Annotated in this window: 5 protein-coding genes, 3 rRNA genes and 1 pseudogene; all 9 read left to right on the top strand. The window is 48.6% G+C overall.

What is annotated here, in order from left to right:
* The first annotated feature begins 1 nt into the window (after nt 1).
* The 9 genes and pseudogenes from folK to EIM92_RS04270 all read left to right on the top strand — a co-directional run bounded on the left by folK (nt 2) and on the right by EIM92_RS04270 (nt 11923).
* A complete protein-coding gene (gene folK / locus EIM92_RS04310; RefSeq protein WP_125081627.1) occupies nt 2–550 on the top strand; it encodes a 2-amino-4-hydroxy-6-hydroxymethyldihydropteridine diphosphokinase in 549 nt (182 codons plus the stop codon).
* Entirely contained in the window at nt 502–708 is a 207-nt protein-coding gene (locus tag EIM92_RS04305) for a helix-turn-helix domain-containing protein (RefSeq protein WP_125081626.1), read from the top strand. The genes folK and EIM92_RS04305 overlap by 49 nt, the downstream gene beginning before the upstream one ends.
* A gap of 69 nt (nt 709–777) precedes the next feature.
* Nucleotides 778–1779, top strand: a complete 1002-nt coding sequence (dusB, locus tag EIM92_RS04300; protein WP_125081625.1) for a tRNA dihydrouridine synthase DusB — start codon at nt 778–780, stop codon at nt 1777–1779.
* Nucleotides 1780–2153: 374 nt separating this feature from the next.
* Nucleotides 2154–2630: a transcription elongation factor GreA gene (gene greA / locus EIM92_RS04295; RefSeq protein WP_110934238.1), complete on the top strand. Its 477-nt coding sequence runs from the start codon at nt 2154–2156 to the stop codon at nt 2628–2630.
* A gap of 138 nt (nt 2631–2768) precedes the next feature.
* Nucleotides 2769–4277 carry a lysine--tRNA ligase gene (gene lysS, locus EIM92_RS04290; RefSeq protein WP_125081624.1) on the top strand — a complete coding sequence of 503 codons (1509 nt, stop codon included), beginning with the start codon at nt 2769–2771 and terminating at the stop codon, nt 4275–4277.
* A 497-nt stretch (nt 4278–4774) separates the two neighbouring features.
* A 16S ribosomal RNA gene (locus tag EIM92_RS04285) occupies nt 4775–6329 on the top strand.
* Between the two features lie 465 nt (nt 6330–6794).
* Nucleotides 6795–9910: ribosomal RNA gene (locus EIM92_RS04280) — 23S ribosomal RNA — on the top strand.
* 149 nt (nt 9911–10059) lie between these two features.
* Nucleotides 10060–10176 (top strand): 5S ribosomal RNA (gene rrf, locus EIM92_RS04275).
* Together the 16S, 23S and 5S rRNA genes form the textbook arrangement of a ribosomal RNA operon.
* Before the next feature lie 563 nt (nt 10177–10739).
* Nucleotides 10740–11923 (top strand): annotated as a pseudogene (locus EIM92_RS04270) (IS3 family transposase).
* Nucleotides 11924–12010 lie beyond the last annotated feature (87 nt).

Below are 12010 nucleotides of genomic sequence, written 5' to 3'. Positions count from 1 at the left end.
GATGAATACACATCCGACCTCTGGAACCTCAGAGGCTTATATTGCTTTAGGGGCTAACCTTGGTGACCGGGAGGCGACGCTGATGGAGGCACTGAACAGGTTGAATGCTCATCCGGAAATTGAGGTGCTTCGCTGCTCCAGACTGTATGAGACAGATCCCGTGGGGTATCTGGATCAGCCCTGCTTTGTAAATATGGCTGCGGCGATGCGGACAACGTTGAAACCGGAAGCGCTGCTGACGGTCATGCAGCATATTGAGCTTGAGCTTGGACGCGAACGGAAAATCCGTTTCGGGCCGCGAACTGTGGATTTGGATCTGTTATGGGTAGAAGGCCAAAACATAGACACCCCATTATTAACTTTGCCGCATCCGCGGATGATGGAGCGTGCTTTTGTACTTGTTCCCTTGACAGACGTCGTTCCAGAAGGGGAGTCTTCCGGTTTATACCGACGCACCCAAGAAGCATTAATCAGCATGAGTGGAAAGGAAGGCGTACGTTATTGGAAAACTTGCAACTGGCGCAGCGAATCCGGGCTTTTCGAAAACTGAAGGGGTTCACACAGCAGGAGCTAGCGAAGCAAACTGGTATATCACTTGCCGTCCTAGGAGCTATCGAACGTGGGAATCGACACGCTGATGATCAAATTTTAATTAAAATAGTGGACGTTTTAGGTATTTCGATGTCTGAATTAAAGTCCTTAGAATAAATCGTTTTGCAGAGAAAATGCCACAACTTACGGGGAAGCTCGACAATTATAAGTTAGGAGGGGGAGCTTATGCTGAAAATTGGCGATATCGAAATGAAAAATCAGGTTGTGCTTGCGCCGATGGCGGGCGTTTGTAATCCAGCCTTCCGACTGATTGCTAAGGAATTTGGCACAGGCCTTGTGTGCGCAGAGATGGTCAGTGATAAAGCGATCATTCATGGCAATAAGCGTACAAAGGAAATGCTGTTCGTAGACGAGCGGGAAAAGCCGCTCAGTCTGCAGATTTTTGGCGGGGATCGCGAATCGTTGGTTGAAGCAGCAAAGGTCGTTGATCAAGAGACGAATGCTGATATTATTGATATTAATATGGGCTGCCCCGTGCCTAAAGTGACGAAATGCGATGCGGGAGCGCGCTGGTTGCTTGATCCGAATAAAATATATGAAATGGTGTCCGCTGTAGTCAATGTGGTTAGCAAGCCGGTAACGGTTAAAATGAGGATCGGCTGGGATGCCGAGCATATTTATGTAGTAGATAATGCGAAGGCTGTAGAGCAGGCCGGTGGCAAAGCAGTCAGTGTTCACGGCCGTACCCGCGAGCAGTTGTATACGGGAAAAGCGGACTGGAGTTATATCAAGCAGGTCAAAGAAGCTGTATCGATACCTGTTATTGGAAACGGGGATGTCGCTACACCGGAGGATGCGAAGCGGATGCTGGATCAGACAGGATGCGACGGCGTTATGATCGGCCGGGGAGCACTCGGGAATCCATGGATGCTTTATCGTACGGTGGAGTATCTTAAGACAGGAAAATTATTGCCTGAACCGGGGGCGGAGGAGAAAATTCGCATCGCGATCCTTCATATGGATCGTCTGGCAGCTCTCAAGGGCGAGAACGTGGCTGTACGCGAAATGCGCAAGCATCTGGCTTGGTATCTGAAAGGTATGAAGGGCGCGGCACGAATAAAGGACGTTATCATGGAAGAGACGAAACGGGATGAGATGGTGCGAATTCTTGAGGATTTTGTCGCTAGTCTATTAAGCGAGAGCCCTGGCGAAGCGGAATCTGCTTAATTTGCAAACATGTCAATAGCTAAATTTTTTAACGTAAACAACCTTCATGAAACGTTTACATTTGAAAATTGTACTGTCATTGACATTTTGAAAGGGTTCACCTATAATTTCACAGTATAAATTCGCCTCAGTTCGCCTCAGGAGATAACTTCCACAACATGGGGTGGTCTGAGCTCCATGAGTTTGCATATGATATTCTCAAATGATGCGTGAATTTTCACGGCCGTGGCAAAGCGGCAACTCGGGCCCTTGTGGGTGTAATAGATGACCTTATTGGATCCATCCGTTACGTTGCGGAAGGTATTTATAATGAAAGAGCCCATGACCGCGCGCATAGTGCGGAAATTATTTCCATGACAGGAGAATCGGTTGAGATGAGCGATAAAGAAGTTATTCTTACACAAGATGGTCTGAAGAGACTAGAAGAAGAACTTGAGAATTTGAAGTCTGTAAAACGTCGTGAGGTAGCAGAACGTATTAAGGTTGCCATTGGTTATGGTGATATTAGCGAGAACTCGGAATATGAGGATGCGAAGAATGAGCAGGCGTTTATTGAGGGCCGCATTATCACCCTAGAAAAAATGCTGCGCAATGCTCGTATCATCAATAATGATGAGATCGATACCGACACGGTTAGCATTGGTTCAACGGTAACTGTGGAGGATTTGGAGTTCGGCGATACGATGGAATACGCGATTGTCGGAACAGCTGAATCCGATCCGCTTCAGAATAAAATTTCAAACGAAAGTCCGGTAGGTAAAGCGATTCTCGGCAAACAGAAGGGTGCCATCGTAGACGTAACAGTTCCTGCAGGCGTGATTCAATATAAAATTGTAGATATCAAGAAATAGGGCGGTATTTGATTGGAAGAGCTTCCCCAGGGGAGGCTTTTTTCACTATTATCGAATGCCTTCCAGTTGTGTGCATATATGCAAGTTTAAGCTAAATATAAGCGATGGAATAAGTTGTAGAAGGAGTGGAGCATAATCATGAGCGAGGAACATAATTCTCAGGAACAAGAAATCGAAATCAGTGAGCTGTTGCAGGTTCGCCGCGACAAATTAGACGAGCTTCGTGGCCTAGGGATCGATCCTTTTGGAAAAAAATATGTGCGAACTCACATGGCAGGGGCTATTGTGCAGCAATACGACAGCATGACGAAGGAAGAGCTTGAAGAGAAGAAGGTAGAAGTATCGATCGCCGGACGTATCATGGCGAAACGTGGAATGGGTAAAGCGAGCTTCGCTCATCTTCAAGATCTTAGCGGTAAAATCCAAATCTACGTGCGTCAGGACAGTGTGCCGGAAGTGAAATATTCTGCATTTAGCCTCCTGGATCTCGGTGATATCGTAGGCGTGCGCGGGGAAGTGTTTAAGACAAAGACAGGCGAAACGACAATTAAGGTTACCGACCTGGAGGTTCTGTCTAAGTCGCTTTATCCGCTGCCGGACAAATATCACGGCCTGAAGGATGTTGAACTGCGGTATCGCCAGCGTTATGTTGATTTGATTGTAAATCCTGAAGTTCAGCAAACGTTTATTAAACGCTCCCGCATTATCCAATCGATGCGGCGTTATCTAGACTCGCTCGGATATTTAGAGGTGGAGACACCAACCTTGCATAGTATTGCAGGGGGTGCTGCGGCACGTCCATTTATTACGCATCATAATGCACTGGATATGGAACTCTATATGCGTATTGCGATTGAGCTCCATCTGAAACGTCTCATTGTAGGCGGGTTAGAGAAGGTATATGAGATTGGACGCGTATACCGAAATGAAGGCGTGTCTACACGCCACAACCCGGAATTTACGATGATTGAATTGTATGAAGCATACGCAGATTATAAAGATATAATGGCATTGACAGAGAATATGATTGCTCATATTGCTGAGGAAGTGCTGGGCACGAAGATAGTCCATTATCAAGGTAAGGAAGTAGACCTTACCCCTCAGTGGCGCCGTGTTTCTATGGTTGATGCGGTTAAAGAAGTCACGGGTGTTGATTTTGGTGTTCAAATGAGCAATGAGGAAGCGCATCGCTTGGCGAAAGAACACAAAGTGCCGGTAGAGCCCCATATGACGTTCGGACATATTCTAAATGCGTTCTTTGAGGAATTTGTGGAGGAGACACTCATTCAGCCAACGTTTGTATACGGACATCCGGTGGAAATTTCGCCACTTGCGAAGAAGAATGAAGAGGACCCGCGCTTTACAGACCGCTTTGAGCTGTTTATCGTAGCGCGTGAGCACGCGAATGCATTTACCGAACTAAATGATCCGATTGACCAGCGTCAACGTTTCGAAGCACAACTACTTGAGCGTGAGCATGGTAATGATGAGGCCCATGAGATGGATAATGATTTTATCCATGCTCTAGAGTATGGCTTGCCGCCAACTGGCGGACTTGGCATAGGCGTCGACCGTCTTGTGATGCTGTTGACCGACTCTGCTTCAATCCGAGATGTACTGTTGTTCCCGCATATGCGTTCTGAATAACTTTAGATGGATGATGGACGAGCCCAGCTTATAGAGCGGGGCTCGTCTTACTATATAGATAGTAGTAACAGGGCAGTAAATAGATGAATAGCATATGGTTGAAATTGGATGTAGCGAAAATAGGTTTATATGCTTGCGTATATAAAGAAAAGATGATATATTATAAATCCGGTCGTTAATTACAAGCTTAAATAAGCGCTTCAAAAATAATAAAAAATAAAGCTTGCAATTTATCGCCGACTGTTGTATGATTAGAAAGTTGCCACTGAAACACGGCAACACATGAGAAACAAAGTTGATCTTTGAAAACTGAACAACGAGTGAGCGGGTTTCACGGAAGTGAAATCTAAAAATAGAGTCAGATGCAAATCTGATCTCGTCAGATTCAAAATGAGCAAGTCAAACATCTTAGCTGAAAGAGATTTTGCCTACGGGTAAAACTTCCTTTCATCTCGGATGAAAGATCCCATCCATTCGATATGCGATGCTTTCATCCTTTATTGGAGAGTTTGATCCTGGCTCAGGACGAACGCTGGCGGCGTGCCTAATACATGCAAGTCGAGCGGGATTATTTTGGAAGCTTGCTTCCGAAATGATCTAGCGGCGGACGGGTGAGTAATACGTAGGCAACCTGCCCCTCAGCCTGGGATAACTAGCGGAAACGTTAGCTAATACCGGATAATTTGTTTCTTCGCATGAAGGAGCAATGAAAGACGGAGCAATCTGTCACTAAGGGATGGGCCTACGGCGCATTAGCTAGTTGGTGAGGTAATGGCTTACCAAGGCGACGATGCGTAGCCGACCTGAGAGGGTGAACGGCCACACTGGGACTGAGACACGGCCCAGACTCCTACGGGAGGCAGCAGTAGGGAATCTTCCGCAATGGACGCAAGTCTGACGGAGCAACGCCGCGTGAGTGATGAAGGTTTTCGGATCGTAAAGCTCTGTTGCCAGGGAAGAACGTCTTGGAGAGTAACTGCTCTAAGAGTGACGGTACCTGAGAAGAAAGCCCCGGCTAACTACGTGCCAGCAGCCGCGGTAATACGTAGGGGGCAAGCGTTGTCCGGAATTATTGGGCGTAAAGCGCGCGCAGGCGGTCATTTAAGTCTGGTGTTTAATCCCGGGGCTCAACTCCGGGTCGCACTGGAAACTGGGTGGCTTGAGTGCAGAAGAGGAGAGTGGAATTCCACGTGTAGCGGTGAAATGCGTAGATATGTGGAGGAACACCAGTGGCGAAGGCGACTCTCTGGGCTGTAACTGACGCTGAGGCGCGAAAGCGTGGGTAGCAAACAGGATTAGATACCCTGGTAGTCCACGCCGTAAACGATGAATGCTAGGTGTTAGGGGTTTCGATACCCTTGGTGCCGAAGTAAACACATTAAGCATTCCGCCTGGGGAGTACGGTCGCAAGACTGAAACTCAAAGGAATTGACGGGGACCCGCACAAGCAGTGGAGTATGTGGTTTAATTCGAAGCAACGCGAAGAACCTTACCAGGTCTTGACATGCCTCTGACCGCTCTAGAGATAGAGCTTCTCTTCGGAGCAGGGGACACAGGTGGTGCATGGTTGTCGTCAGCTCGTGTCGTGAGATGTTGGGTTAAGTCCCGCAACGAGCGCAACCCTTGATCTTAGTTGCCAGCATTTCGGATGGGCACTCTAAGGTGACTGCCGGTGACAAACCGGAGGAAGGTGGGGATGACGTCAAATCATCATGCCCCTTATGACCTGGGCTACACACGTACTACAATGGCCAGTACAACGGGAAGCGAAACCGCGAGGTGGAGCGAATCCTATCAAAGCTGGTCTCAGTTCGGATTGCAGGCTGCAACTCGCCTGCATGAAGTCGGAATTGCTAGTAATCGCGGATCAGCATGCCGCGGTGAATACGTTCCCGGGTCTTGTACACACCGCCCGTCACACCACGAGAGTTTACAACACCCGAAGTCGGTGAGGTAACCGCAAGGGGCCAGCCGCCGAAGGTGGGGTAGATGATTGGGGTGAAGTCGTAACAAGGTAGCCGTATCGGAAGGTGCGGCTGGATCACCTCCTTTCTATGGAGAATCGTTTCCTGCAACGGAAACATTCAAAAGGCTGACGAAAGTCGCCGATCCCTTTGCAGATGCAAAGAGGAATATGCTTTCGAAGTAGCTTTACTTCGTAAAGCTTTTAGCTCACTCGTTGGTCAGTTTTGAGAGTTCAACTCTCAAACTTATCTTCCAACACTTACCGTTGAAACGGAAAGCTGAAAGATGATAAGATAGTCTTCCGCCAGTCCAATGGCGAAGAAACTTGATCCTTGAAAACTGGATATACGAAACGAAATTTGCGTTTTAGAAATATTCCTTTTAGCTGAACTTGTGTCAAGTGATTGACCAAGGAAGTGAATAAAGGTAGTGATACTAGCGAACGTTTTGGGATAGGCGATCCTTTGGGAGTTACTTTCCACCTTGGTTGAATTTATTCGATCAGGAAAGTAACGGACAACAGAGCGAATAGCCCAAAATGCGAGCGATTATGGTTAAGCTACTAAGAGCACACGGAGGATGCCTAGGCGCTAGGAGCCGACGAAGGACGTGGCGAACAACGAAACTGCCTCGGGGAGCTGTAAGCAAGCTTTGATCCGGGGGTGTCCGAATGGGGAAACCCGGCTGTGGTAATACGCAGTCACTCACATCTGAATACATAGGGTGTGAAGAGGCATACCAGGGGAACTGAAACATCTAAGTACCCTGAGGAAGAGAAAACAAATGCGAATGCTTACGAAGTAGCAATACTTCGTATTGCTTTCAAGTGATTCCGTCAGTAGCGGCGAGCGAACGCGGAACAGCCTAAACCAGAGAGCTTGCTCTCTGGGGTTGTGGGACGTCTCACACGGAGTTACAAAGGAACTGATTAGACGAACAGGTCTGGAAAGGCCGGCCATAGAAGGTAAAAGCCCTGTAATCGAAAGTCTGTTCCCTCCGAGACGGATCCCGAGTAGTGCGGGGCACGTGAAACCCCGTATGAATCTGCCAGGACCATCTGGTAAGGCTAAATACTCCCTAGCGACCGATAGTGAAGCAGTACCGTGAGGGAAAGGTGAAAAGCACCCCGGAAGGGGAGTGAAACAGAACCTGAAACCGTGTGCTTACAAGAAGTCAGAGCCCTATGCGGAAACTTGTTTCCGCACGGGTGATGGCGTGCCTTTTGTAGAATGAACCGGCGAGTTACGTTCCCGTGCAAGGTTAAGGTGAAGAGCCGAAGCCGCAGCGAAAGCGAGTCTGAATAGGGCGATTTAGTACGTGGACGTAGACCCGAAACCGGGTGATCTACCCCTGTCCAGGGTGAAGGTGCGGTAACACGCACTGGAGGCCCGAACCCACGTATGTTGAAAAATGCGGGGATGAGGTGGGGGTAGCGGAGAAATACCAATCGAACTCGGAGATAGCTGGTTCTCCCCGAAATAGCTTTAGGGCTAGCCTCGGTGGGACAGTCGTGGAGGTAGAGCACTGATTGGGTGCGGGGCCCGCCAAGGGTTACCAAGCTCAGTCAAACTCCGAATGCCATAGACTGATTAACCGGGAGTCAGACAGTGAGTGCTAAGATCCATTGTCAAGAGGGAAACAGCCCAGACCATCAGCTAAGGTCCCCAAGTGTGTGTTAAGTGGGAAAGGATGTGGAGTTGCACAGACAACCAGGATGTTGGCTTAGAAGCAGCCATCATTTAAAGAGTGCGTAATAGCTCACTGGTCGAGTGACTCTGCGCCGAAAATGTAACGGGGCTAAACACACTACCGAAGCTATGGCTTGAATCGACTTCACTGCTTCTTTGAAGCGGTGGATACTACGAGACATTTTTGCCGAAAGCAACCTTTGAAATGGTTCATGGGTTTCGGCCAAATGCTCCAGGGGTTAAACCGATCACTTCGAAGCTGGAGTGAAGTCGATTCAGGGGTAGGGGAGCGTTGTATGTGGATTGAAGTTGGACCGGGAGGACTGGTGGACTGCATACAAGTGAGAATGCCGGTATGAGTAACGAAAAGATCAGTGAGAATCTGATCCGCCGAAAGCCCAAGGTTTCCTGAGGAAGGTTCGTCCGCTCAGGGTAAGTCGGGACCTAAGGCGAGGCCGAAAGGCGTAGTCGAAGGACAACAGGTTGAAATTCCTGTACCACCGTAATCCGCTATGAGCGACGGGGTGACGCAGTAGGGTAGTGACGCGAGCTGATGGATGCTCGTCCAAGCAGTGAGGCTGATGTGTAGGCAAATCCGCACATCATTAAGGCTGGGCTGTGATGGGGAGGGAAAATTTACAGTACCGAAGGTCATGATCTCACACTGCCGAGAAAAGCCTCTAGCCAGGAGAAGGTGCCCGTACCGCAAACCGACACAGGTAGGCGAGAAGAGAATTCTAAGGCGCGCGGAAGAACTCTCGTTAAGGAACTCGGCAAAATGACCCCGTAACTTTGGGAGAAGGGGTGCCCCGGTAGTGTGAATAGCACGAGGGGGCCGCAGTGAAAAGGCCCAAGCGACTGTTTAGCAAAAACACAGGTCTGTGCGAAGCCGTAAGGCGAAGTATACGGGCTGACGCCTGCCCGGTGCTGGAAGGTTAAGGGGAGCGGTTAGGGAGCAATCCCGAAGCTGTGAACCGAAGCCCCAGTAAACGGCGGCCGTAACTATAACGGTCCTAAGGTAGCGAAATTCCTTGTCAGGTAAATTCTGACCCGCACGAATGGCGTAACGACTTGGGCGCTGTCTCAACGAGAGATCCGGTGAAATTTTAATACCTGTGAAGATGCAGGTTACCCGCGACAAGACGGAAAGACCCCATGGAGCTTTACTACAGCTTGATATTGAACTTTGATGCGATTTGTACAGGATAGGTGGGAGCCTAGGAATCCGGAGCGCCAGCTTCGGTGGAGGCATCGTTGGGATACCACCCTGATCGTATCGAAGTTCTAACCTAGGACCGTGATCCGGTTCGGGGACAGTGTCAGGCGGGTAGTTTGACTGGGGCGGTCGCCTCCTAAAGAGTAACGGAGGCGCCCCAAGGTTCCCTCAGAATGGTTGGAAATCATTCGTAGAGTGCAAAGGCAAAAGGGAGCTTGACTGCGAGACTGACAAGTCGAGCAGGGACGAAAGTCGGGCTTAGTGATCCGGTGGTACCGCATGGAAGGGCCATCGCTCAACGGATAAAAGCTACCCTGGGGATAACAGGCTTATCTCCCCCAAGAGTCCACATCGACGGGGAGGTTTGGCACCTCGATGTCGGCTCATCGCATCCTGGGGCTGAAGTAGGTCCCAAGGGTTGGGCTGTTCGCCCATTAAAGCGGTACGCGAGCTGGGTTCAGAACGTCGTGAGACAGTTCGGTCCCTATCTGTCGTGGGCGTAGGAAATTTGAGAGGAGCTGTCCTTAGTACGAGAGGACCGGGATGGACGCACCGCTGGTGCACCAGTTGTTCCGCCAGGAGCATAGCTGGGTAGCTACGTGCGGATGGGATAAACGCTGAAAGCATCTAAGCGTGAAGCCCTCCTCAAGATGAGATTTCCCAATTAGTAAGACCCCTTGAAGACGACGAGGTTGATAGGCCTGAGGTGGAAGTGCAGCAATGTATGGAGCTGACAGGTACTAATCGGTCGAGGGCTTATCCAAACTTTACCCCAAAAAGTGAAGCGGAGGCTTTGATGCTGATTCCGATTACTTTTCGGGGACCCCGAGAACATTACCAGCCTTGGTAGTGGGGGCTAACACGCAAATGAAGTTTCGTATCCAGTTTTCAGGTGATCAAACATCTGAACTCGTTTGGTGGCAATGGCGGAGGGGTTCCACACGTACCCATCTCGAACACGACCGTTAAGCCCTCCAGCGCCGATGGTACTTGGACCGCAGGGTCCTGGGAGAGTAGGACGTCGCCAAGCAACTATAAGAAGCACTGTTGATATTTAAGTCAGCAGTGCTTCTTTGTTTTTTTGGTGTGCTATTTTTTGCAAATTGCGTTATTTTTCGTTTGATCACGCCATGTTAAATACTGTCATATAGTTACCTTGTCATATTAGATACTTTCATATTAGATAGTGTCATGTTGGATACAGCCATGTTACAGCCGTGCTACCCGTACAGCCCTGTTACGTACAGCCCTGTTACGTACAGCCCTGTTACGTATGGCTCTGTTACGTACAGCCTGTTACATACAGCCTGTTACATACAGCTATGTTACATACTGCAATGCTTCCGTTGCAATACTGAATACTGCAATACTACGAAACTTTGAATAAAAGCGACAGCAGCTCGGTTGATCGAAAAAATTTTGCCATACAAATGGCCACTAAGGTTGAAGGTTAGAGACGAAATGTATTTTGTACAGTTAGTCTTCCTCTTTCTTCAAGAAACACCGGTACTAAATGCATTTCTGCAACTAGAATAAAAAGTGGACAGTCCTTAAGTGAACCTAGATAATAATCCTTAAGGGAGAGATGTCCGGATGGAACGTAATAGTTACAGTGAAGAGTTTAAGAAGCAGACAGTGAAGTATATTTTAGAGCAAAGTAAGTCCATGCCGCAGTTGGCCGAAGAACTCGGTATATCTGCCGGTGTGTTGCACAACTGGAAAGCACTTTACCGCGATGAAATCCAGCTGGAATCTTTAGTCACACCGGAGAGAGTGCGTCAACTCGAACAACAACTGCGTAAAAAGGAACTGGAGAATCAAGAGAAGGAGCGGGAAAATCAAGATCTCCAGGAAGAACTCGCTATATTAAAAAAGGCGCTGCACATCTTCAGCAAAGAAAGGAACTGAGGTTCCAATTCATTGAAGAACATCGCTCCGAGTTTTCGGTGGAGAAGATGTGCAAGGTTTTACAAGTGTCTCGGAGTGGCTTCTACAAGTGGCAAAAGGCATTGCCTAGCGAGCAGAAACTTCGAAAGGCGAAGGTTCTGGAGAGAGTCAAGTATCATTTTCATGACTCCGGGGAACGCTACGGCAGTCCTAAGATTACCCGAATGCTGTGGAAAGAGCGTATCCAGGTCGCGGAGCGCACAGTTAGCATCTACATGAAAGAACTGGGGTTGCGTTCTTGTGTCTCCCGTAAATTTAAGGTGCAGACGACCGATTCCAATCATGACTCACCCATTGCTCCCAATGAGTTGAACCAGAACTTTGCCGTATCTGAACCGAACAAAGTGTGGGTTGCAGATATTACCTACATCCCCTGCCGAGAAGGACGGCTGTACTTGGCTAGTCTGATGGATCTGTGCACACGCGAGATCGTGGGTTGGCGTCTTTACGGCCGGATGACAACAGAACTTGTCTTAGATGCTCTAGAGGCCGCATATGATGCGAAAAAACCAGGTAAGGGATTGCTTCACCATTCCGATCGCGGTTCACAGTACGCATCGAAGGAGTACCGTGACAAGCTGGAATCGTATTCCATGAAGGTTAGCATGAGTCGTAAAGGGAATTGCTACGATAACGCTTGTATCGAGTCATTTCACAGCATCTTGAAAAAAGAACTCATCTACAGAACGAAGTTCAAGACCAAACAACAGGCTTACGAGACCATTTACAGGTACATTGAATTTTTCTACAACCGCAAACGAATCCACAGTTCAATCGGCTATGTGTCGCCGGTTCAATTTGCTGCGCAATTCAAGAAGGAGACGGCGTAAACTTTCACTTAATAGGTGTCCACTTTCTTGACAGAAGTCCAATCCTACAGCTAGTTTCCCTTAATTTACTTAAAACCTCGTAATTGC

The organism is Paenibacillus lentus, from assembly GCF_003931855.1.
GTDB classification, from domain to species: domain Bacteria; phylum Bacillota; class Bacilli; order Paenibacillales; family Paenibacillaceae; genus Fontibacillus; species Fontibacillus lentus.
Note: the sequence above shows the minus strand (reverse complement) of the source record. Positions and strands in the feature narration are given on the sequence as shown.

Coding starts and splice junctions, on each gene's coding strand:
- lysS (WP_125081624.1), top strand. CDS start 2,769: ATGAGCGAGGAACATAATTCTCAGGAACAAGAAATCGAAATCAGTGAG.
- folK (WP_125081627.1), top strand. CDS start 2: ATGAATACACATCCGACCTCTGGAACCTCAGAGGCTTATATTGCTTTA.
- dusB (WP_125081625.1), top strand. CDS start 778: ATGCTGAAAATTGGCGATATCGAAATGAAAAATCAGGTTGTGCTTGCG.
- greA (WP_110934238.1), top strand. CDS start 2,154: ATGAGCGATAAAGAAGTTATTCTTACACAAGATGGTCTGAAGAGACTA.